The following is a 22,042-nucleotide window of genomic DNA, read 5'->3' as shown; positions in this document are numbered from 1 at the left end:
AGACCTTTTAACGACATGCCCAGGTCGAATATTATTTGTTTACGATACGTTCACGACCATATTGTCGATTCAAGAAATCATTATCTTTGACAATATCTCGTAACTTGCTCTGATAACCGCGAATACTTGTCTTTAGTTTACGTTGAGCCTTCTCATCACCCAATTTATTTGCCATTTTTAGCTTTTCCTTTTGGTGGCGAATAGACCGCTCATAGTACCGTTGCTTTTGTTGCACATCCATCTTTTGGCGTGCTTCACGCGGATTATATTGCTCTTGAAAGTTATGCGATACACCTTTGATATATGGGTAATGTTGGCAATTAATACCCATCGTCCCTGCAGGTTCGCCATAACCATAATCATATATGGATGGATAGGCTCGCATATAACGCGAGTCAGAGGTTGGCACTAAACAGACTACTTTTCCTTGAATATGTGAACAAGCTTCACGTGCAGCCGGATGACTCGTCATTGTAGCTAGTACCGTATCGAAATCTTTCATCGATTGAATACGGACATCGTTGAATACTCGGGAGGACGTCGACGTTAAAACAGTACGTGTATAACCCTCTAAGCTCCATTGATGCCCGCCTTTGTCAATTAAAGATGTTTTCATACCTTTGTCCTGCCATTGCATAATATTGTCTGTAAGGGCACGCTGTGGTGTTTTACGTCCTGTCTGTATATCCAAGGTAGTACGATTAACAATATCTTGGAACGTCCGCATTGCTGCATTCTCGCCATAATTAGTAGTGAGTAGTGTTTGATTAACGTTATTATCAATATCAAGAAAAGCTTGATGTGCATAACTCTTAATAATCTGCCGTTGAGTTGAACTGATCGGCTTGTCTTTCTGTTGCAATATATTAGCTAACTGACCATTCATTTGCTGCGCGATTTGTAAGCCGTTATCTTCGATTAAACTTTTAATTTGTTGCTCGCTCATATTAACCGTTTTAGCAACCATACGGACGACTTCTTCAGTAAGCCCGCCCATTTTCTGTAACATAGCGAAACGCCACGCTAAGGGGTGCTCTCTGTCCATTAACAACGAACGTGTGTCTTTAGTTGCATCAATTAACAGATAGAATAATTCTTGTTGTAATCTGGTGTAATTATCAGCTATCTTGTTGGCCTGATGATTCATCTGGCTCATCGTTATCTTCTTCGTCATCAGTACCACCTCCACCAAATAATGCACTTTCTTGTAAAGCATCTGGAGTTCGTTCAGTTGATTCTTCGTTAGCTTGCTCCATCCACTCTTTAGCCGTCTTTTCGTCAAGCTGATAGTTGCGGACCAAGAATTGAACGCGTGGCATCATACCATCATCGACGGCTTGCATGTCTTTATTAAATTGTGCCTCCTGGTCTACAAATACACCGTCGTTGAAATCAACAATTGTTTCGGTGCTGTCCACATCACCAGTCCATAAAGGAATACCATTGCTGAATAAGGCACCATTGCTTGCTGTATATAAGATAGCTCGCACTAGTGCTTTAATTTGCTTATCAACTTGTGTCAAATAAGACGAGCGTGTCTGATAGGTCATAGAATTATTAGATACAACCTCAGTAGCTGTCTTAACGCCCTCACCATCAGCAGTAAATGTGCCTTGTGATAAGCCTGTTTCATTTTCAAACTCACGCATAAAGAAACTCATAGTCGCTTGGTATTGCACATTGCGGATAGGCTGTGTCAAGTCAGTGATCTTCATCTGTGGATCGCCGTACATTGCCTCATAGATATCTGTACTCTTATCGAACATCGGAGGGTGCATCTCTTGCTGACCATTTCCGCTTGCCATTGGTCCGCCCGGCCTTAACATCTCGGAAGGCACTGCAATACGACGCTTGCCAATTTCTACTTCGTGTACAAACTGATCGTGAGTCATATTAACTGCGTCAACGGTATGCTTAGCATTGTCAATAATGCCCAAACCTAAGGGACTTTCAGGGGAAATATTATTAGCCCCTGGTGTTTTAAAGTATGCAAATAGAGGTGTTTCTAGGCCAGATAGTACACTAATTGGCTGTAAGCCCTTATACTTCGGTAACTTATCTAACGGGACATTAACGCCAATTTGTCCTTTATCCTCGGACTCATACAGCTCGTTAGTAATCTGATAGTTGTAGCCACCTTCTTTTGCAGGTATCCATTGGTGAAACTCTAACAACGTGTAATAAAGATTCTTGTTGCCATCTTGTACAGTTGTTTTATCTGCAATTGCTGCTTCGTTAATCTCGGTCACATTCGATTGCAATGGATAGAATTGATCGGCCTTGATCCACGATAATTTGATCTTATCATTTTCCACATATGGGCGGATAGCAAACCCACCTAATGCGATACCTTGCTCTAATTGTTCTTCATATGTTGTATAAAAGTCATTATCAGCCAGCACTTCATCAATTAACTCATGTGCTTTGTCATTCTTAACAGCAGTGTCATCATCGCCGTTAGAAACACTCTCTTTGTTGTTAACTGCCACTGAACATTGCTCGTTAAAGATAACTGAAGCCAAGCGCCTTGCAGCCATCTTAGTAATGTTCAGACTAGATAAACGACGCTCACATTCATGACCGTAACTATTGCGGTACTTTACTTTTGGAAAGTCGTTGCGATAGTATCGCTTAGCCTCCGAGATACGTATATATTCATCTGGCGAGATCGATATACGGTCATCGTCTGTAATGTTAGTCAGTGATTTAATCACGCCCACCTTAGCGCCTCCTTTCCGAAATAGATTTTTAATGCTGTCAATTAACGACATAGTTCACCTCCTATTTTTAGGGATTATTCTTTAGTTTTATAAATATAAACGACCCTTTGTTAATTACTCCAAAATAAAAGCTTATTATAACGATATTCTCAAGGGTCCATTTGTTAGTAATAGACCCTACCACTTCAAGCCAAGATCACGTTCAGCATCACGCACAAAGTATTGGAACTGATCCGCACAATGATCGTTTTCTTTTATGACTTTAGGATCATCGCTTTGCAGTGTCTTCTCGTCCCATTGGTATCGCTTGTTTTCTTCGTAGAATATTTTATTAGCTTCTTTTTTGAGCATAAAAAAACGACCATGAGCTAATAAGTCCTGCACACGATCGACCATGTCAACCTTTTTTAGTTTGTTTACTTTGTGCCAATGGATAGCATACTTAGCATAGAACTCATTATCCAAGGCACCTTCAGCTGAGTCCATTGTCATTCTCATAGGCGTCATACCATACTCTCGCCCATTACGATCGATGAACGCTTTTAGATCTTCGGCTAACTGAGTAGGCGATTTCTTATAAGCTTTACCAGCAGGAGAATAGTAATAATTATCCAGTAGTATCACGTTGCCTTTAGCAGTTAAGCCGTAACAACCGCACGTAGTGGCAGAAGTTTCGTGTCCTGTATCGACTGAATAATATAAGCCTAGTAAACGGTCATCACTGGGAAACTCATCTATGACATGAAATAAATCAATATTATAAACGTTAGTTCCTAAGCCAACTACTTCGCCCAGATACATCCAACGATAATAGTCAGGATCATTTTGTTTAACTGCTTCTATTTCTTCAAGATAGCTCTTAGCTAGAATATTAGGCAGTGTCACATCTTTATATGTTGAATGATCAACGTACCAATCAGGCATGTTTCTTCTGCTTTCGACAAACTCATTGATCCAATCATACGGGTTCTTAGGTGGGTTATAGCTGTAATACGTTTCAACCTTTAAATCGTTTGGGAGCTGTTTACGTGTGAATGAAGCTCGCACTGTGTCGACTTCTTCCCAGCTATTGAATTCGGCCAACTCTTCAAACCATAGCCAACGAACGTAACCTTTTGCAATCATGAACGACTTCAATTTCTGTGGATCATCAACACCACTAAAATAAATTGCCGTCCCTGTTGCCTTATGAATAATCTTATAAGGTGATTTCTTGAACTCAAACTGGTTATTAACATGTAACATGTATATCGCCCATTTAATTTGTTCATAAACGGACATATTGATTGTGTTGGCAACCTTGCGCATTACTAAGGCATTAGCATATGGGTCTTGCAGAAACTTATAAACAATATCCAAACTAATTGCAGACGACTTAGTAGAGCCACGACCGCCTTCTAACACCTTATTAGAGGCCTTGGAAAACAGCACGTTGTTAAAATGGGGATTGATCATTGCATCAACATCCACATCAATTACTGTTGTCATCCGTGTTCCTCCCATCAGTTCGGTTAAAGTTCATAATAATGTTATCCTGTACATCGCCATCGGCTTCACGTTTGGCTTTCAGCTCAGTTAAATCAGCATCAGCTTTAAGCTTACGTATCTGCTCGGCCGTCATCGGGTCCATTGCTGGATAACGTTTCATCAGCTCTTTACCAGCACTTAGCCTAGTTTTTAGATCAGCCGGAGTTTCTACCACTTCCACGCCTTTAGGAGTGGCGACAGCACTTTTTTCACTTTCTTCACCACGCAAGATACGAGAATACAATTGAAGTACCTCTTCAGCTTTAGCGATTTTGGCATCTTCCATCTTTTGCATTCGCTTGTCGATAGCGTCTTTCATATAAGGTTTTCGTAGGTTCTCACTACCCGCCATTGCAGCCGTTCTTTTAGAATACCCTGCCTTAATAGCCGACTGAGTGGCGTTACCAGATTTAACATATTCATTTACAAACTTTTGTTGTTTAGCTGTTAGTTTCATGTCATAACACCACCACCTTTCAACTATGTATTTCTACAAGACGATCCTAATAACCAACCACGCCATCAATAGTCCACCATAGAACATTGCCGTGAACAGTGCTATAAGTGCCAATGACACCCCTATGCATTTGAATAAGCTTTTCATAGCAACCTCTCCTACTTTCTGTTACAATGACGTCAAAGGACAATAACATGTACATTGCTAACGATCAACGTTTAACTCCTAGGTCCTTTTGCCATTGACTTAACTGGTCAATGGTTTTTTATGTGCACTAAAAAAGACAGCCCCAGCGGACTGCCTAAAATATTATGTATGTCCCCGGTCAGGGACTAGCCTCTAACCCAGCTGACGGATATAACAGTAGGTGGAATCGAACCACCTGCGATAATCAATTATAAGTTAAGGAGCCAATCAATGTCTATCACGAATTATGTGTTCACGCCTACCAGGCACTGTTACGGTTAGATCGTGCTAACCACGCTAACGAATTTTCGTAGGAGGAAAATTTCGTGTTCTTACAAAACAACTTAATTAAGCCTTTTTGTATATTACAAATATACAACATTTTTAAGGGCATTTTGTCTCGTTTTTGTCTCGTTTTGTTAATTCTTTTTGAACTTCGTCTATAAAGGCGTCTTTTCTTGCGTATACTCTTCCACGAGATAAGCCAACTTTATCAGCAATTGCCTGCGCATTATATCTTTTTACTTCCGCAAAATAAAACTCATAGATAATATCGTAGGTAGCTCTATCTAACAGCGATCTAACTTGCTTGTCCACACATTGCTTTAGAACTCTCTCTACGGCATTTTTATTTCGCTCTAGTTCAATTAGCTTAGGGTCAGATAAAACTCGGCTAACCTCATTCTCAAGTGATTCATCGCGTACATTCTGAGCACGTCCGCCACCGATATTTTCATCTGAGTAAGCATCGAATGGATATCTGAGTTCTAGCTCACGTCTGCGTCTATCCCGTTCATAATCTGGATATCTCTTGATTGCTTGAATCGCTTCATCTCTTGTTGCCAATATATTTCCTCCCTAAAATATTCTAACTCTGCGTTGTACTTTAGTCTGATACATCTTTGGTCCGATTCTGCGGTAGACTATCTTTCCTCTTAGAAACTTAAACATCTTCATCATGCACATCTCCCCAAGTTAATACTTGATATTCTGCTGTTCCTCTATTTATCTTGTTATGAATCGTTTGAGTTGTAACGCCTAAATAAAGCGCTAATTCACGCATACTGTCGAACTTGATAGTTCTTCCATCTTTAACTAAATAACGTGCTCTACCACGTCTCTTAAGTATCTGTCGTGCTTTCTGCATATCATACTTTTTAAACAACGTCTGCATACTCTGATGACTAATTTTATGTTTTGGTGTCGATAGCTTGCTTGCAACTTCATCCTGACTTGAGCTCGTCTCGATTGCCTTAATGAATTGTTCACGTGTCACATCTATCTTTTGAGGCCGTCTCGTTGTAGTCATATCGTTGTTTTGCAACACCGTATAAATCATTGACGTTGTCTGATAACCCATTACTTTAGCTATCTCTATCGCTGGAACACCTTTATTGTACTGTTCAATAATAAAAGAATCTCGTTCTTTCTTAGACACATTTTTCAAATTAAGGTTGGACTGTCCTCTATAAGGCTGTCCACCTCGTTCTCTGATAATCACATCCTTGTCCTTGAATATCACACGTACCTTTTTAGCTTGTGGACAATTATCAAGTTCTTTCTGACTAATATCTCCCCACTTGCCAATTCCATATTTATTATCCCAATAATGTGTTAGATCAAAGATTGATTGTCTAACCTGCTCTCTTATCACCATCATATTTCTCTCCTTTCTACAGTGCTAGCAATGACATTTCTGCATGACTTAGCATTTTTTCATTAGCTAATCTGAACATGTCCTTTTTGATTTCGAAGCCATAGGCACTGCGATTCAATTCAGCAGCTGCTCTTAGTGTTGCTCCACTACCTGCTACAGGGTCGATAACCACATCACCTGGATCCGTAAATATTTCAATCAACCGTTTCAAAACTGGCACTGGTTTTTGTGTCGGATGTATCTTTGGATATGAGTTATCAATATCCCAATGAAACCAATTCATTATCATCTGACCGTCATTATTGAACTTTGGTAATTTGTCACGATATAAAACTAAGCCATACTCACAGCCGCCTACAATCTTCATATTGGCTTTTAGTGCTTGCGCTGATGACTTTTTGATAAACGTCAAAGGAATATAATGCTGAAATCCATACTGCTTGCCATAATCAATAACCATCTGTAACTGTTCAAAAGCACAAAACACAACCATGGCCGGTGCTTTATTCCTGCCCTTTTTTGGTTCTTTAACCAACATATGAGAACAGAAGTGCATGTATTCTGCTATCCTGAAATCAACATCTGTATCAAAGAATGTTGAGTTAGCTTTTTCACTTTCCCCATTCTTATCATCTCCACCGTTATACCAAGCTGGGTTACTTGCATAAGCCTTATTAGCCAAGTTGTAAGGAATGTCTGCAATAACCAGCTGTGCTTTTGGTATGCCATAACGCTTATAGTTCTGAAAATGATCGTTGAATAATTCTACTTTCGTTGTTTTAGGTCTATGCTTTTCCATATTTTTCACCTTTTGTTTTATTTTATTATCCGGATAATGCCTTGCCTTGAGGCTCGAACTCAAGCATGTACCGTTGCAAGGCTTAGCTAGTTCGGATACAAGAATTAAATATAATTGAGGTCTATTCACATCCTTGTTAGATTTCCGCCCTAGCTATGGCTTGCAGACTTTTGACGGTCTGCAAGTCTAATTTTGATTAACGTGATACCTGATCAATCGGCTTTGGGTATTCCCATTCTCTTTGAAACCTTAGCATTTTTAGTCTTCTATGCCGTGGTTCGTTTTTTCTGCCAAGTTGGCAAGAGATAGAAGACGAGCAACGTCTTCTGGCTTGTGACCGTCATATTCAGGTGACTCAGGTAACTCGCGTACACCATCGAACAAATACCACTGTGAATCAGGATAATGATAGGTATACTGCCCTTCTGGTGTCTCAATTCCGCATAAGAAATACCCTGCAAGACCATTACCATCTGACTGGGTATGCGTGCGCCATGATTGATGCGGGTATGCTTTTAGCAATGCCGCAAATAAAACTGCACGGTGAAAATAAAGATCGCCAAAGGTGTGACTTCCATCATAAATCTTGTTGGTCTGGTCGCCTTCTAGTTGCTGATGAATCTCCCAATTTATTTTTCTAATTTTCTTACTTGGTGCCATCGTCAGTCACCTCAATTTTCTCGAACATATCATCGTCAAGCCCATATTCCTTGAGCTCATCAGTGGTGAATTGTTGAAATTCATATTGATTGTTACAGCTATCGCCCTCGCCTAGCAATCCTTTGTCACCTTTGTAATAATAGCGCTTCGTCCTTTCGAACGGTGCTACCTTCACATTCCAACGCTTCTCTGGTATCACTTCAATAAGTGAAGGGTCAGCCCAGGCACGAGCAAATTCTATTTGTGCTTCATTTTCTTCTGCAGATGTCATACGAATAAACAATCGATTATTCAATAAGGGGTATTCAAGGAATTCATCGTTAATCGCGCTTATTGCTAAATAAAGTGTTGTCCACTCCTTATTTAATTTATCAAATTCCGCTTTCTCTGCCTTGGCCATTTTGACTTTCCGATAAATCATGGACTTAGGAATTTTTATTTGTGACACATATTTCGGGTCAGTAAAGATATATTTTCCTGTTTCTGTTTGCTCATCTAAAAATGGCTCATTATTCTCATCAAGCAATTCGCCTAAATCTTTATTTTTGATCGTTACATATTCCATTTTCTTACCCTCCATTAGTTTGCTGACTTCGATAAAGTCAGAACGTTCATCTCGTTTCACATCTCCATAAAAAAGTGTCACATCTCCGAGTAACGTAATGTAAGAATTGCTCTTGAATTTTTTCCAATTGTTGTACTCAGTAGGCTTTTCGTCCATATAATCCCACCTAATACCCTTATCTACTTTCTCAAAATATTTCATCAGCCAGTCCCACTGTTCCTGTGTCCGTACTCGGTAATATTTAGTCATTAGTCGCCCTCCTTAAAATAGTTCATCATGCCAGCGCTCAATAATTGCTTGATAGATGGCTTGGTCCTTCTCTTTTTCAGTCAGCCTATTTCTGGCTTTTATGGTTTCAAAATCTGCACATGCGTCCATATCATAATATATGTCAATTACAGACATTGCCTCTAATTGGCTGGTAAGCACTAACCAGTCATACAGTTTCTTTTGATCTTCAGTCATTGAAATTCCTCCAGTTCGATCTATTGGCTAGATCTTGCAAATTTTCCATAATATTTTTTCTCAGCTTTTTTTCTGGCATGAATCGCTTCTATCTCGTTAGCAAATGTCCCAAACTTTATTTCTTTGCGGTTAACTACAATTCTTGCTATGAAATTTCCACTTGGAACTTTACTAACGCCTGTCGTTCCACTAGTGTTATTCTTCGAAACTCCAAAGTTTCTTGCGTTATTTTTAGGACTTATCATGCGCAAATTTTCAAGTCTATTGTCTTTGATGTCCCCATTTATATGGTCAACAACCATGTTTTTAAAAACTCGTTGATGTTGCTTTAATATGAAACGGTTAAGTCTAACAACTTTCTGATCTATTGTTGCTACCAGATATCCGCTTTTATTTGGGATCCAACTATGCTTAGTTACAGCTCCCCAGTCCTCTAAACTAAACTTAAATTCTGTTCCATTACTCGAAATTCCTAAACAATAACCATTTAATACTTGGTATTTTGTTTTTATCTTTTTACCAACTTTATGTGTGGTCCCATTAAGATGGATTCTAAGCCAGTGTTTATTACAATATGGCAAATTGTTTTTATATCCAGTTGACATATTTAAGCAATTCTCGACAGTGCATTTTTTAAATTTAACTGGTGTATTTTGTTTATATTTCATCTAGCTCAACCTCGATTCTCGGATTGTCTGAGTAATATTTATGCAAGTTAAGGTCTACTATTTGGGAATCATCTTTCCATAAAATTCCGTTAAAAGAATCAAGTGTGGCCTTGCATAGGTTGTCAACATCAGGCTTAACTGTTGGTCTAACGTGCCCTGTCGTCCGTCTGAGGTGTTCTTTCTTACTGATAGACTTCTGCACTGCACGATAAAACCAAATCTCAACACTCAATGCCTCTTGGATAGGCACAACATGTTTTGCTAGAGCTAACAAATGCAATTGCTTCTTGAAGTCTGCCGTTTTCTTCGGATCATACATCCGCAGACTTCTTCCCATCCGTACCGCTCGGGGCCTTTCTTGTGCGACTGGCTCGATTTCGAAAACTAGTCTCATATCATCGACCCTTTCCGTTGTACCTGGTCATCCACAAAAGCATGACTGTTCCAACCTCGCCGTCTGGGCTTGGGGTCAACTGCGGTAGTTTTATAGACTGGCCCCAGATCGTATGGCTCAACACTTGATCTAATTAATGTGTGTGCGTTTGGATTCCAATTGATAATGTGTTGATCTGCCTTATTTTTTCTCATGTTAGCCCTCCTAATTTCTGCGATAGCTTGGGACATCGCTAAAATCTAGAACCTGCGCCGGATTTGTCGGCATTAAGCGGTCAATGATCTTATTGTTATAAATCTTCTTCAATTCATCGCCTGTGTAGTTAGTTGTGATAATCGTTGGTTTAAATTCACGCTTTTCGGCAATGTTGAAAAGCAACTCTGATATTGTCTGATTGGCAGATGTGACCCCATTTGTTTTTAGACTGCTTTCAGTCCCTAAATCATCTAGTACAAGTAGATCAACTCTGCCGGCATTAACTTCAAACTCATGCAGCTCATCACCGACTGAGTACAAATCATCTGAACGTGTGGTATTATCAAATTTCTTTGACACAAGATTTTTCATTTGTGCAGTAGATACGAACATACAAGTTTTCGCAGCTCGGATATTTTTACCAACCTCGGCTAAAATGCACGAAGCAAGTAATGTTTTACCGTTCCCTGATTGCTTACTGTACAAGACAAGGTTTTTATTGTTATCATTTGCATAAGCAGCAGCAACTTGTTGAGCTCGTTTCTTTAGGTCAGCCATCTCTTTGCTTACTGGTACAACCTCGGTAAAAGTGTGCAGTAAGACATTTTGGTTATTGACTAGCGAAAGGTGTTTAGCTTGTTTCTGCTGTTTTTGTACTAGATAAATTTGTGTCCAATACTGATCTTGCTTTAGATGCCTAGCAGTAACATCTCTTTTTACTTTGTGACGTTCTCTTCGTGCTTCCCATGTGGGTGTTCCGTCCATATTCTCTCCTTCCTACCAAGGTAAGTTGTCAGCTACTTGTCCACCACCGTAATCCTGTGGACTAGAAGCTTTGCTTTGATTCAGATAGCTTTCGAATTTAGTGCCAAACAAGGTTTCTGGTCTGAGATATTTAGCCATATGATTATCAGTTTTCCACTCAGCTACCTTGTTATCGATCACTTGTTTAAAATCATCTAACTTAAAGCTTTCGTTATACCTAGCTTTGATCAGAGACTGGGTTTTCTTTCCACTCGCTCGGTAACTAGTACCTGCTTTTTGGTTCAAATAGTCCACAATTTCTTTATAAGGGAGAGGTGGTTCGGCTTTAGCCGGACTATATATCTTACTAACCTTACCTAACCTATCCTTACCTAACCTAACCTGTGGTGACGAGTCGTCCACGTCACGTCGACGGAACGTATACGACCCGTTGACGTCTTCATCTAATTGCTTCTTTTCCTCTCCGTAAATCGTTGTATTGTAGGTGTCTTTACGAATATAGTTATGGATTTTCCAATCTTTTATTACAACTACACCTGATTCAAAAGCAAAAACGAATTGTTTTGTAAAAAGAAGCTTTAGATCGTCGTCACTTGCGCCAACCATTCTTCTAATCGTTTTAGTGTTAGCAATAAATCCATCGTCGTCAGCGTGCATATTAAGATGAAAATAAAGTGCTTGAGCTGATAATGGCATGTCTAGAAACATATCTGTATCAGTAATCTTTTTGCTAAACATTCTTCTTTGTGCCATTTAATACTCCTTTCTAAAAGGGTAAATTTTCATCATCAGAAGCTTGAGGTGTTGGTGCCTGCTGCTTCATCTGTGCCATTTCTTCGATACTGATTGGATCGCCCTCTTTGGTGTTCCAGCCACATTCTGAACAAGTACCACTAAAATGCTCACCTTTATGAGTGAAGTACTTATCTCCGACCCATTCACCACGATCCGCTTTAGGACGATATACTTTGCTTCTTTGTCCATTGGCGAAACAATTGGGACAATAGCCTATACAGACAAGCAAGCGGTCAAACATCTCTGTTAATTCCATTGCCTACCTCCTAAAACGGCATCATGTCATCAGTAATATCGATTTGTTGACTATCATCTTTAAATGGATCATTTACCCCACCATCATCTGTATTTTGAGGGTTGTATGGATCAGGGCGATCTTGTTTATTTTCCTTCGGGTCAAGCAAGTCAAAGCTATTAACGACAACGTCAGTTGTATAAACAGTCTTGCCATCTTTATCCTGATAGCTTCCTGTGCTGATTCGACCTGTAATGCCGATCTGTGAGCCTTTATGAGTGAACTTAGCTAAGTTGTCAGCTCGCTTTTCCCATACTTGGCAACGAATAAAATCGGGATTGTCGTTATATCCATTGACTGCCAGTGTGAAACTTCCTACGCTTTTGCCGTTACTTGTTTGTCTAATTTCAATGTCTCTGGTGAGACGTCCGACAAGGTTTGTACTATTCATTTGATATCCTCCCGAGATGTAATTCTCTTGCTATTTCTTCCGTGACTTTAATTGGTTTGATATGGTACAGTTCTGAAAAGTTATTGATACCTAATTCGTGTTGCTCTGAATGATGTTCTCGGCAAAAGGTATTGATATACATGCCAACGTGATTGATCGTCCTGCGATTTCTGCCAGATCCGACTGCTTGGTAATGAGCAATGTCAGCTTTCTTACCGCAGATAACACAGCGTTTGTTTTTGATACACAGCATCTGTTTAGGAAAGTCATTTGGTATGCTGTCCCAAGTTTTTGTCTTGAATGGTATGTCCTCTTCAAATAAGAAATCTAATATCGTTAATATCATTTGGTTTGCAGTTGTCATTGAACAGTTTGAAAGACTGAATTCTTCAATTCCGAAAATCATTTGAACTGCAAACTTAAATTTTGCTTTCCAATACTCTGGAACATCACCTGTGAAGTCACATAAGTCATTGATCAAGGCGTATATTTTTTTGCGTTGATCTGCTGAAATTGTGCGTCCATCGTCAATTTGAAACATTACTCTAGGCTTTTTACCATCCGATAAACGATTGATTTTTCGTAAGTCCGTTTCTTCATCGGCAGTGATTTCAAAACGATCACCGCTAATTTTTTCTAGCGTCCCATACTCCATCAATCATCACTTCCTACTTTTCAACTTCTTCTAATTGTTGCCCATTGTTTGTATTGATATATTTTTTCTCATAAGCTTCAGCTGCTTGCAGATATGCGGCCGCTTTAGCTTTTGGAGTTGCTGCCTTACCTTCGAGCGATTCAGTAGCTGCTTTTTTGACTGCCTCTTGAATCGCTGATTGCTTAACACCCAACTTGTTAGCCATTTTTTCAACTTTGCCTTTGGTTAGCTTATTCATGTTAGCAATCGTAGTTTTATCTTGGTCACTGGTTTGTTGCCTTGCCTTAGGCTGTTGGCGTTTGTCTTGTGGCTTATTTGCTTTACGATTATTTGTTTGATCGTGATAACTGTTTGTATCTGGATCCTTGTTGTCATCGATCAAGAACAAACCATTAAGCGCATATTTTCTAGCGTAAGATGATGCTGTCCCAGTTATCTGGGAAGCATCCATGCCTTTCTTACTTTCTGATTCTCGAGCGTAGGCTGTGATCACTTGAGGCTCCTCATCTTTGGCCTTAAATGTGGCTACTGCTTTGATATAGTGCCAATCTCCAATCAGAACAGGCTCATCTGTCAGTACCAATGTTGCTTCATTTTCGGTAAGCAGCGGCTTGACTGCGTTCAGAATATCTTCTGCCGATCGATAGGCATAACCACCAAACTTATTCCACTGTCCTTTTGGTGCTACCAGCTTTGATTGAATATTCAATAATGCTTTGCTCATGCTTGATCCTCCTATTCAGATAATTTAATAACTGCTTTCTCTCCAGCCGGTTCAACGACAACACCATCAACAATTTCACCAGTCTCTGGAAGAATAACTTTGCCATCTTTGACAATTGCATCTTTCTTAAGTTGAGCTTTATTGATTGAATATTTTGCCTTGACGTAATCAGTGCCTTTCAGTTTTTCAACGGCTTGATCATCGTTATAGTTCCATTTTGCCGGAACTTTGCGAGTAGATAATCTGCCATTTGGTGTGCTTAATTTCCACTTTGGGTCATTTTCTTTTTCGGCAAAAATATATTCGTTTAACAAGCTTTCAAAGTAATCAATACTTTCCTTAGCATGTTCATTTTCATGATCCAACCATTCTTGGGTCCGTTTAATTTGCTCGTCTGCAAGCTGTTTGTTTTGTTCAGTAAGCTTTCTTAATTCTTTTAACTTTCCAAGTGCCCAACTTGCTTTACTTGGATCATCAACGGTAAAGCCTTGGCTTTCTTCAAGTGCGTTAAGCTCTGCTATTTCATTACTCATATTCATATCCTCCTATTGCTTTAACTGTTTCAATCGCTGTGTCAATATCACTCACACGTTTATCTATTGCATCCTTGCAGTATGCAACTAAGCAACTCAATGGCACTAATCCATCTTCAGTGATCCATAACTCGCTTTCAGTTATCAAGTCGCCTTTGTAGTCATGTATTAAGTCCGGCTCGTGTGGTTCATTGTATATTGCAAATTGGCGTTGCCACTCGCTTGAATGTCTGTCTTGCTGGTCTTGAATGCGGTCGAAATTGATATCAGTCACGGCTAAACTCCTTTTCAAAAGCCTCGTCTAAGTGCCCTGCTGCGTTCCACCAAACGGAATTTTTAGCATCATCAGAAGTATCGTCGTTAGCGATCCGCAAGCCTTCACAAAGGACGACCATTTCGTGATTACTCAGAAAACCCGGACAACTGCCCAGAAACTTCATGATTGAATCTGCTTCTTTAGCTTTCATGTTGTTCCTCCTGTTCCTGAGCAAGCCTGATATTTACTCCCAAATCATCAATCTGCTCATCTGATAATTCATTGCCGTACAGAGCAATCAACGCTCTCATGAATGAAATACGTTCTGCTGGTGTACTCTTTACAGCGATTTTGTGTTTTAATCTTTCATATTGCTCGGTTGCTGTCATAATCTGTTCCTTTCTGGTATAATTACCGTGTAAAAATTTTTCATATATTACTTACTCACGACTGGCATCGTGGGTATTTTTTTGTTCTCCCCGACAAATTCGGTTGATTTCAGGGATAACCTTAATCAGTCCGATTATTCCGCTCAAAATGACGGCCACCGCCATAATGCTTACTACTACTTGCTGAATCAGTATCCAGTTCATACTGCTTTCTCCTTTTCTGCCATCTGTAGTCGCAACCGTCTAGGATAACGACTAGCAGTACAATTAAAGCTGTGATTAAAATACTCACTTCCGCCACCTTCTTTTGATATACTCGGTCGTGCCTAGGATAATAAAATATCCCACAATTGCGACTGCCAAGCTTTCCATCGGTGTCATGACCTGTTCCTTTCTGGAATATATTCATCATTCCAGATCATATAATTGTCCCTGATCCACTGATTGAACTCGTCCACTGGATAACGGACTAGGCCATCAATTACTACTGTGGGCGGACCAAGTTTCATGATCTTAGCGAATGTTGTCTCTGAAACATTGAGATACTTAACCATCTGCTTTCGTTTCAAGTATCCTGGTGCAATCTGTCCGCCAAGAATAGCGTTGACTTTTTCATTGGTTAGCTTTTCTACTTTGTCCGCTAACCTAGTTGCAACCAAGTCTTCCAGTTCTGCCATGTGATCACTCATTTCATTTAAATTAATTGATTCTATTTAGCGTTTCATTAATCGTATAATTGAGTTATCTCAATATAAGGTGGTGATAAACATGTCGGGCAAAAATCAGCACGTCGTACCCAACAAAAATGGTGGTTGGAACGTTAAGGGCGAGGGAAATTCGAAATCTACTCTACACACAGACACAAAAGCAGAAGCCGTTAAAGCAGGTCGTGAATTTTCGATAAATCAACATTCTGAATTAGTTATTCATGGTAGAAACGGACAAATCCAGAACAAAGACAGTCATGGCCATGATCCACATCCACCAAAGGGCTAATTGTATTTAGGTGTTAACCTGATACGATAACCGTCAGCAGGAGTTATATCCGTTAATGTAACTTCTGCTATTTTTTTGCCTTCTTCGGTTTCAACAACCAACTTGCTATAAAAATCTTCATTAAGAACGCGAACTTTTTCTTCACTCATTTTTAAGCCTCCTCGTTGTCTTCGATAGTTGGTGAAATCCCTACTTCTTTTAATTTCTGATAGATGAACTCTTGCCCTTTTTGTGTCCACTTACTTGTATTTCTGATTTGGTCCATACCATCACTGTCTACATATCCAAATGGTTCAACATGTGTATATCCTTTATCCTGATATTTTGCATACAAGAACCAAGTTTTGCCTTGACGATATTGAATGCCTAGCTCATGTAAGAGATTGTTAAACTTTTTGGCGCCCATACCATAGTTCTTAGCTATTGCCGTTGTCGTTTCTAGCCCAGGATTTAGCAACATTTTTTTGGTGTATTCAACGATCGGTTTTTGTTTGTCTAACTGATCTTGCTGATCGGCTGCTAAGCGTAACGCGTCTGAATAAGTCTGTGGGATTTGAAATTGAGTAGTAACTTGTTGCTCTTCCATTTGGTTAAATCGAGTGATATAACTTGCTGTAAAGAGATTGCCTTTCTTGCCAGTCATCTTATTAGCCACAAATTCACAGCCCTTTTTAGTTAGCAAGTAGCAAGGATAAGTTTTGTTATTACCTTCAACTCTGAAATTAGCTTTAATAAAGAAATCTTGAGAACGCAGATTTGCGTTTTCAGAAATGTCGCTTTCATATTTATAAACATCTCTCATTAAATCTGAATGGCGTTTGCCAATCATCTTTGCAACTTCGCGACTTTCAATAGTTGACACATTGTTCAATACTTGTAAATTATTCATTTGAACCTTCCTTTCTATTTTCGTTCTTTTTTGGGAACGTTAATTGTAAAAAAAATGCCTAAGTCGTTTTTGGTATATCCAAGAATATCGGCAATCCGAGCCAACTCATCAGCGCCCAAGCTAACAATTCCGTTCTCACGCTTAGCATATGTTGCACGATTCCAGCCCATTTGTTGAGCCATGTAATCTTGAGTATAGCCTTTAGCAATTCTTTCAGCTCTCAATCTCTTTAAATCAATTGACATGTTTTTTCACTTCCTTTCGTTCTCGTTTGGGAACAATTATATTATGCTCTCCTCGTTCTCGATTGTCAACACCTAAAACAAAATTATTTTCAAAAAGTTTATTTTGAAATAAGCCTTGTTTCCATTTGGGAACGATGATATAATGAAACTATCCTATAAGTAAGGAGGCAAAAAAATGAGATCTAATGATGAAATAATCAACGTTTTAACTGATCTAAAAGACCAACAGCAAATAAGTATTAGCGAGCTTGCTAGAAACGTAGGCATGGCAAAATCAGCTTTATCACGTTACTTTAATAAAACACGTGAATTTCCATTAAATAGAGTTAACGATTTTGCAAAAGCACTTCATACAACACCAGAACATATTCTAGGTTTTAGTGAAAGTGATATGATCGCTACTATATATGACCAACTTGAAAAGTCACGCCAACAGATCGTTTACGATTGCGCTAAGGAACAGCTACACGAGCAGAACCACCCTAACGTGCATAATATAGAAGAATCTAAACAAACCTATACTATTGACGTTTTAGGTGCTGTATCTGCTGGTACAGGAGAGTGGCTAGACGGTCAGCAGCCTGAACCGGTGACAGTTGAAGGGCCACTACCGCATTATGACTTTGCTGTTAGGGTCAACGGTAACTCAATGACGCCGACATTCAGCGACGGTGAAATATTATTTGTGGATAAAGTCGAATCGGCGAGCGATGTTAGAAATAACCAGTTTGTTATCGCCGAGATCAACGGGAATGCTTATGTCAAGAAGTTGTTTGTTTCAAACGAGGGTGTGAGATTGATTTCTTTGAACAAAGATTACAAAGACATTATTATTCACGATTACGATGAATATCGCATTATTGGGACAGTTGTTATATAAAAAATGCCCTAGCCAAATTTAGGGGATCCGGCTAAGGCATTGATGATGTGTCCAACTCAAATATAACACAGAGTTGGGCACGATACATAATAGATTTAAATGAATACATATTTGTCCGGCTCACGTTGACAATAAAAGCCGTGGGAAAAATATTATATTGGAGGAATTACAAATGGCAAAGAAAAAAGTAACTGGCGAAGACGGAAAAACATATTATGTAAAGGTTAAAAAACCTTTTTATAAAAGAATTTGGTTTTGGGTTCTAGTAGTACTTGTTGCGTTTATATTTGCTGGATCAATGGGCAGTGATGAAAGTGACACATCAAGCGCTTCATCTTCTAGCGACAAGACTGAAGAAAAAACATCAAGCGATTCTAGCAAAACAAGTGAGAAAAAAGATGATGTACCGGCTGAATACAGAGCAGCTCAACGAAAGGGACAAACTTACGCCGACACCATGAATATGTCAAAAGCAGGTATTTATGATCAGCTAACTTCTGATGCAGGCGAAGGTTTCCCACAAAAAGCTGCACAATATGCAGTAGACCACATCAAAGTCAACTATAATAAGAATGCCTTAGAAAAAGCCAAAGATTATCGCGAAGAGCAAGATATGTCCAATGATTCAATACATGAACAATTAACTTCAGAAGCCGGCGAACAATTTACATCGCAGGAAGCTGATTATGCAATTCAACATATAGATGATTAATAAAAAACACATCTCGCCCCGACCAGAGTTTGAGATGTGTCTATACACTATAAAGGGGTGCGGTGCACCCTTCTTTTTTATATTATCACAAAAAGGAGGTGGTGCCTACCCTGCTTTGACCCACAAGCAAAGGAGGATAATCATGCGGAATAAAAATATTAAATCATATAAAAAGAAAAACGGCACAACTGCCTATAAATTTAAAGCATATCTCGGCACTGATCCAGTGACGGGCAAACGGATAGAAACTACTCGGCGTGGCTTTAAATCAGCGAGAGAGGCGCAGAGAGCGCTCGATAGATTGCGAGTGGATTATGACACTAATGGATGGCACAGACGCAATGATGGACAAATTAGAACGTTTGGCGAACTATTCAGTGCATGGCATAAAGTTCATGCTCAAACAATCAAACTCTCAACTGCCGGACAGCAACAGAAATTATATGAAGCCGATTTAAAAAACGACTTTGATAATATCAAGCTAGATAAACTGACACCTCAATATATTCAGAACTTCTTTAACGATTTTGCAAAAACTCATTCAACGATCAAGAATTGTGCCGTTCTGCTCAAAATGCCCCTACAATATGCAGTTAAAATGGAGATCATCGATAACAACCCCTTTGATAAGGTAGTGCTCCCTAGGGGGCAGAAATCCCAGTTTGAGGGAACTGTTAATTTTTATACTCGCGAAGAACTAACCTATTTTCTGAAGTGTGCTGAAAAAGTAGATCAAAAGCTATATACCTATTTTTGGTTGCTTGCCTATACGGGAGCTAGAAAAAGTGAGGCTTTGGCTTTAAATTGGGACGACATCAACTTTGACAAAAAGGCTTTAAGAATCGACAAAACATTGGCATACAATCCGATAAACCGAGATCTATTAGTACAGGATACCAAAACGAAGTCATCGGTTAGGACTATCTCATTGGATCAGCAAACAATTCAAGTTCTGAAACAGTGGCACTTGCATCTTAAGAAACGAAACTTTAGGCTAGGTCTTGGCAATACTGGCATCATCTTCCCTAACAAATTTAATCGCTATACCACGACTTCAGTGCCTCAACAATGGCTTGAAAGAATATACGGGCATTTCCCACAGAAACAAATAAGGGTGCATGGTTTCAGACATACACACGCTTCGTTATTGTTTGAAGCCGGTGCATCAATTAAGGAAGTTCAAGTCAGACTAGGACATGGAAACGCAAGCACGACAATGGATGTCTATGCTCATGTACTAAAGTCGAGATCAAATGAAACCGGGGAACGGTTTGCCAAATACATGGATAATTGAGTTTGGGTCATTTTTGGGGTCAATATATTTTGAACGTCTTGCAACGCTGATATATCAACGTTTAGATAACATTATTCTAGTTCAAGAGCAAAAGAAAGTGCTGCTAACAGATATAAAGGAGCAGTTTCTGCTCTCATGATCCTTGGACCCAATCCAACCGCAGAAACATTTTGCTGCTTGAAAAATTCAATTTCTTTTGGTGAAAAGCCACCCTCTGGTCCAAAAAAAGCGAACAGAGTTAGTGTTTGGCCGTTTTGCTGCTTTTTGCTCTCCTTGCGAACTACTTGCAAGATCCGTGCCAGCTGGCTAGTCTCACCTTGTTTGGCAGATTCTTCATAAGCTACTACTTGATAATCTGCCTGCCATGTTTCTTTAAAAACAGCCGTTATATTTTGGCAAAATAAGACCTCAGGGATGACTGTTCGATGTGATTGCTCAGCAGCTCCTTGAGATATTTTTTTCAATCTCACTAATTTTTTCGCGGCTTTTTTGTCATTCCACTGGGCAACAGATCGTTCTGAATTATAAAAAATAAAGCGGTCTGCTCCCAGTTCAGTACCTTTTTGTACAATTTTTTCAGTTTTGTCACCTTTAGAGATCCCGCATACGATCGTCGTTTGAACGGGTAATTCTGGATCATGGACAATAGTCTGGATAATTTGGCCCTTAGCATGACTATGGTCAATTGAAAGCAATTTAACAACTTGAACTTGCCGATCAGGCCCAATGATCTCAAAGCGGTCGCCTACCTTATCACGCATAACATCAATTGCGTGGTGGAAGATCTCTGGTGGTAAGAAGAATTCTTGGTCAGTAATATTTTCTTTAACAAAATAACGTTGCATACTTGTCTCCTACTACTTATTTATCTTGCGGTATAACGGCAATAACGCCATACCAATCTTTCATTTTTAGTGTTTCCTTAACAACAAAGCCATTATCTTGTAACGTTTTCTCGATCAATGGTAATTTATCTGCAATAATGCCAGACAAGATCAACGTGCCTTGGTCTTGTAAATGAGCTGCAGCTTGCGGGATCAATGGGACTATGATCTCAGCTAAGATATTAGCTACGATCAGCTCTACTTGACCAGTAACGCCATCAAGCAAACTATTTTTCTTTAAAGTAATATCTTTGGCAAGTGGATTTAAATTAAAATTTTCTTGAGCTGCTTTGATAGATTCATCATCAACATCGTAAGCATCGACCTGCTCTACCCCTAAATATTTAGCAGCAATACTTAAAACTCCTGAACCCGTGCCCACATCGATCATTTTTTTCTGACCATGCACACTTGCTTCCAAAGCATGCAATGCAAGGATCGTTGTTGGATGAGTTCCTGTTCCAAATGACTTTCCAGGATCCAAACGGATGACCTTGGTCTGATCATCAAAGTCCTGAATGCTCTCCCAACTTGGAGCGATCGCTAGGTAGCGACTGATTCGTTGCGCATGATAATATTTTTTCCACTCATTAGACCACTGACTATCATCTAGGTTCTCTGTTCCAATTTGATATGTGCCAGGATCTAAGCCATATTCTTTCAATCTTTCAAGCGCAGAAGTCAATTTCTCTATCAAAGGTGCAGTTACTTCATCATTGTCAAAGTATGTCGCTAAAACGATCTGTTGAGTGGTCGGTGCATCATCAATTTGAATACCGCCAGCACCATTTTCCAATAATAAATTACTAACAGCTTCCTGTGCTTGAAGGCTGCAACGAACATAAAGCTTTGTCCATTTCAAATTACATTCTCCTTATCAATATTAATTTCATAGTCAGGATAAATAGTTCCGTACATTATTCTACAGGAACATCAGCGTTTTTGCACAAATAACTATTGAATTTTACAATCATTAAGATAAATAAACTAAAGTCTAATAATATTTGCGTAAATATTACAAAATTAATTGCAAGCGGCTTTTTTTT

The 22,042-nt window shown here is 39.3% G+C and carries 33 protein-coding genes; 4 read left to right on the top strand and 29 right to left on the bottom strand.

Annotation, left to right across the window (positions count from 1 at the left end):
* Nucleotides 1-31 precede the first annotated feature (31 nt).
* From BQ5903_RS05750 to BQ5903_RS05635, 24 genes are all read right to left on the bottom strand, one after another.
* Nucleotides 32-1,174, bottom strand: coding sequence for a phage minor capsid protein (locus BQ5903_RS05750; protein WP_079579083.1), 1,143 nt, complete (start codon nt 1,172-1,174; stop codon nt 32-34).
* Entirely contained in the window at nt 1,119-2,720 is a 1,602-nt protein-coding gene (locus BQ5903_RS05745; RefSeq protein ID WP_231920923.1) for a phage portal protein, read from the bottom strand. The genes BQ5903_RS05750 and BQ5903_RS05745 overlap by 56 nt, the downstream gene beginning before the upstream one ends.
* Before the next feature lie 177 nt (nt 2,721-2,897).
* A complete protein-coding gene (locus BQ5903_RS05740; RefSeq protein WP_079579079.1) occupies nt 2,898-4,208 on the bottom strand; it encodes a PBSX family phage terminase large subunit in 1,311 nt (436 codons plus the stop codon).
* Nucleotides 4,192-4,704 carry a terminase small subunit gene (locus BQ5903_RS05735; RefSeq protein WP_079579077.1) on the bottom strand — a complete coding sequence of 171 codons (513 nt, stop codon included), beginning with the start codon at nt 4,702-4,704 and terminating at the stop codon, nt 4,192-4,194. Before BQ5903_RS05735 ends, BQ5903_RS05740 begins: the two co-directional genes overlap by 17 nt.
* 570 nt (nt 4,705-5,274) lie before the next feature.
* Complete coding sequence (locus BQ5903_RS05730; protein ID WP_172823827.1) at nt 5,275-5,736, bottom strand: hypothetical protein; 462 nt, start codon at nt 5,734-5,736, stop codon at nt 5,275-5,277.
* A gap of 97 nt (nt 5,737-5,833) precedes the next feature.
* Nucleotides 5,834-6,550, bottom strand: coding sequence for a hypothetical protein (locus BQ5903_RS05725; RefSeq protein ID WP_154022018.1), 717 nt, complete (start codon nt 6,548-6,550; stop codon nt 5,834-5,836).
* Nucleotides 6,551-6,563: 13 nt separating this feature from the next.
* The gene (locus BQ5903_RS05720; protein ID WP_079579071.1) at nt 6,564-7,346 is read right to left on the bottom strand and encodes a DNA-methyltransferase; all 783 of its coding nucleotides are present in this window, start codon (nt 7,344-7,346) and stop codon (nt 6,564-6,566) included.
* A 258-nt stretch (nt 7,347-7,604) separates the two neighbouring features.
* Nucleotides 7,605-8,006 (bottom strand): WDGH domain-containing protein, encoded by a 402-nt coding sequence (locus BQ5903_RS05715; protein ID WP_079579069.1) that lies wholly within the window; start codon nt 8,004-8,006, stop codon nt 7,605-7,607.
* Nucleotides 7,993-8,820 carry a hypothetical protein gene (locus BQ5903_RS05710; RefSeq protein ID WP_079579067.1) on the bottom strand — a complete coding sequence of 276 codons (828 nt, stop codon included), beginning with the start codon at nt 8,818-8,820 and terminating at the stop codon, nt 7,993-7,995. Before BQ5903_RS05710 ends, BQ5903_RS05715 begins: the two co-directional genes overlap by 14 nt.
* Before the next feature lie 12 nt (nt 8,821-8,832).
* A complete protein-coding gene (locus BQ5903_RS05705) occupies nt 8,833-9,036 on the bottom strand; it encodes a hypothetical protein (RefSeq protein ID WP_079579065.1) in 204 nt (67 codons plus the stop codon).
* Between the two features lie 20 nt (nt 9,037-9,056).
* Complete coding sequence (locus BQ5903_RS05700; RefSeq protein ID WP_079579063.1) at nt 9,057-9,704, bottom strand: HNH endonuclease; 648 nt, start codon at nt 9,702-9,704, stop codon at nt 9,057-9,059.
* Nucleotides 9,694-10,098 carry a RusA family crossover junction endodeoxyribonuclease gene (locus BQ5903_RS05695; protein WP_079579061.1) on the bottom strand — a complete coding sequence of 135 codons (405 nt, stop codon included), beginning with the start codon at nt 10,096-10,098 and terminating at the stop codon, nt 9,694-9,696. Before BQ5903_RS05695 ends, BQ5903_RS05700 begins: the two co-directional genes overlap by 11 nt.
* Before the next feature lie 204 nt (nt 10,099-10,302).
* Nucleotides 10,303-11,058 (bottom strand): P-loop NTPase family protein, encoded by a 756-nt coding sequence (locus tag BQ5903_RS05690; RefSeq protein WP_079579057.1) that lies wholly within the window; start codon nt 11,056-11,058, stop codon nt 10,303-10,305.
* Nucleotides 11,059-11,070: 12 nt separating this feature from the next.
* The gene (locus BQ5903_RS05685) at nt 11,071-11,811 is read right to left on the bottom strand and encodes a conserved phage C-terminal domain-containing protein (protein WP_079579056.1); all 741 of its coding nucleotides are present in this window, start codon (nt 11,809-11,811) and stop codon (nt 11,071-11,073) included.
* 13 nt (nt 11,812-11,824) lie between these two features.
* The gene (locus tag BQ5903_RS05680; protein ID WP_079579054.1) at nt 11,825-12,109 is read right to left on the bottom strand and encodes a hypothetical protein; all 285 of its coding nucleotides are present in this window, start codon (nt 12,107-12,109) and stop codon (nt 11,825-11,827) included.
* Between the two features lie 10 nt (nt 12,110-12,119).
* The gene (locus BQ5903_RS05675) at nt 12,120-12,539 is read right to left on the bottom strand and encodes a single-stranded DNA-binding protein (protein WP_079579052.1); all 420 of its coding nucleotides are present in this window, start codon (nt 12,537-12,539) and stop codon (nt 12,120-12,122) included.
* Nucleotides 12,532-13,194, bottom strand: a complete 663-nt coding sequence (locus tag BQ5903_RS05670) for a putative HNHc nuclease (protein ID WP_079579050.1) — start codon at nt 13,192-13,194, stop codon at nt 12,532-12,534. The genes BQ5903_RS05675 and BQ5903_RS05670 overlap by 8 nt, the downstream gene beginning before the upstream one ends.
* A 13-nt stretch (nt 13,195-13,207) precedes the next feature.
* The gene (locus tag BQ5903_RS05665) at nt 13,208-13,918 is read right to left on the bottom strand and encodes an ERF family protein (RefSeq protein ID WP_079579048.1); all 711 of its coding nucleotides are present in this window, start codon (nt 13,916-13,918) and stop codon (nt 13,208-13,210) included.
* A gap of 11 nt (nt 13,919-13,929) precedes the next feature.
* The gene (locus tag BQ5903_RS05660) at nt 13,930-14,451 is read right to left on the bottom strand and encodes a host-nuclease inhibitor Gam family protein (RefSeq protein ID WP_172823826.1); all 522 of its coding nucleotides are present in this window, start codon (nt 14,449-14,451) and stop codon (nt 13,930-13,932) included.
* Nucleotides 14,444-14,725, bottom strand: a complete 282-nt coding sequence (locus tag BQ5903_RS05655) for a hypothetical protein (RefSeq protein ID WP_079579044.1) — start codon at nt 14,723-14,725, stop codon at nt 14,444-14,446. The genes BQ5903_RS05660 and BQ5903_RS05655 overlap by 8 nt, the downstream gene beginning before the upstream one ends.
* Complete coding sequence (locus BQ5903_RS05650) at nt 14,718-14,918, bottom strand: hypothetical protein (protein WP_079579042.1); 201 nt, start codon at nt 14,916-14,918, stop codon at nt 14,718-14,720. The genes BQ5903_RS05655 and BQ5903_RS05650 overlap by 8 nt, the downstream gene beginning before the upstream one ends.
* Complete coding sequence (locus tag BQ5903_RS05645) at nt 14,908-15,096, bottom strand: hypothetical protein (RefSeq protein WP_079579040.1); 189 nt, start codon at nt 15,094-15,096, stop codon at nt 14,908-14,910. The genes BQ5903_RS05650 and BQ5903_RS05645 overlap by 11 nt, the downstream gene beginning before the upstream one ends.
* A gap of 121 nt (nt 15,097-15,217) precedes the next feature.
* The gene (locus tag BQ5903_RS05640; RefSeq protein ID WP_154022017.1) at nt 15,218-15,388 is read right to left on the bottom strand and encodes a hypothetical protein; all 171 of its coding nucleotides are present in this window, start codon (nt 15,386-15,388) and stop codon (nt 15,218-15,220) included.
* A gap of 85 nt (nt 15,389-15,473) precedes the next feature.
* Nucleotides 15,474-15,773, bottom strand: a complete 300-nt coding sequence (locus BQ5903_RS05635) for a helix-turn-helix transcriptional regulator (protein WP_079579038.1) — start codon at nt 15,771-15,773, stop codon at nt 15,474-15,476.
* 91 nt (nt 15,774-15,864) lie between these two features.
* Between BQ5903_RS05635 and BQ5903_RS05630 the strand changes: the two genes are divergently transcribed.
* The gene (locus BQ5903_RS05630; protein ID WP_056971148.1) at nt 15,865-16,092 is read left to right on the top strand and encodes a DUF2188 domain-containing protein; all 228 of its coding nucleotides are present in this window, start codon (nt 15,865-15,867) and stop codon (nt 16,090-16,092) included.
* Here BQ5903_RS05630 and BQ5903_RS05625 read toward each other — a convergent pair.
* Genes BQ5903_RS05625 through BQ5903_RS05615 form a run of 3 tightly spaced genes read right to left on the bottom strand, consistent with a single transcriptional unit; the run spans nt 16,089 to nt 17,226 of the window.
* Nucleotides 16,089-16,241 carry a hypothetical protein gene (locus BQ5903_RS05625; protein WP_169790223.1) on the bottom strand — a complete coding sequence of 51 codons (153 nt, stop codon included), beginning with the start codon at nt 16,239-16,241 and terminating at the stop codon, nt 16,089-16,091. The genes BQ5903_RS05630 and BQ5903_RS05625 overlap by 4 nt on opposite strands.
* 2 nt (nt 16,242-16,243) lie before the next feature.
* Complete coding sequence (locus BQ5903_RS05620; protein WP_079579036.1) at nt 16,244-16,981, bottom strand: Rha family transcriptional regulator; 738 nt, start codon at nt 16,979-16,981, stop codon at nt 16,244-16,246.
* 14 nt (nt 16,982-16,995) lie between these two features.
* Nucleotides 16,996-17,226, bottom strand: a complete 231-nt coding sequence (locus BQ5903_RS05615) for a helix-turn-helix domain-containing protein (protein ID WP_079579034.1) — start codon at nt 17,224-17,226, stop codon at nt 16,996-16,998.
* A 175-nt stretch (nt 17,227-17,401) separates the two neighbouring features.
* Between BQ5903_RS05615 and BQ5903_RS05610 the strand changes: the two genes are divergently transcribed.
* From BQ5903_RS05610 to BQ5903_RS05600, 3 genes are all read left to right on the top strand, one after another.
* On the top strand, nt 17,402-18,106 hold the full coding sequence (locus BQ5903_RS05610) for a helix-turn-helix domain-containing protein (RefSeq protein ID WP_079579032.1): 705 nt from the start codon (nt 17,402-17,404) through the stop codon (nt 18,104-18,106).
* Between the two features lie 172 nt (nt 18,107-18,278).
* Nucleotides 18,279-18,818, top strand: coding sequence for an Ltp family lipoprotein (locus tag BQ5903_RS05605; RefSeq protein WP_079579030.1), 540 nt, complete (start codon nt 18,279-18,281; stop codon nt 18,816-18,818).
* 142 nt (nt 18,819-18,960) lie between these two features.
* Complete coding sequence (locus BQ5903_RS05600; protein WP_172823825.1) at nt 18,961-20,112, top strand: site-specific integrase; 1,152 nt, start codon at nt 18,961-18,963, stop codon at nt 20,110-20,112.
* Between the two features lie 71 nt (nt 20,113-20,183).
* Here the strand turns inward: BQ5903_RS05600 and BQ5903_RS05595 are convergent, their stop codons facing one another.
* The gene (locus tag BQ5903_RS05595) at nt 20,184-20,957 is read right to left on the bottom strand and encodes a 16S rRNA (uracil(1498)-N(3))-methyltransferase (RefSeq protein WP_010496058.1); all 774 of its coding nucleotides are present in this window, start codon (nt 20,955-20,957) and stop codon (nt 20,184-20,186) included.
* 16 nt (nt 20,958-20,973) lie between these two features.
* Nucleotides 20,974-21,858 (bottom strand): 50S ribosomal protein L11 methyltransferase, encoded by an 885-nt coding sequence (gene prmA, locus BQ5903_RS05590; protein ID WP_056988036.1) that lies wholly within the window; start codon nt 21,856-21,858, stop codon nt 20,974-20,976.
* Nucleotides 21,859-22,042: the final 184 nt, after the last annotated feature.

Source organism: Ligilactobacillus acidipiscis (assembly GCF_900116935.1).
GTDB lineage: Bacteria > Bacillota > Bacilli > Lactobacillales > Lactobacillaceae > Ligilactobacillus > Ligilactobacillus acidipiscis.
This window is presented reverse-complemented; position numbering and strand designations above follow the sequence as displayed.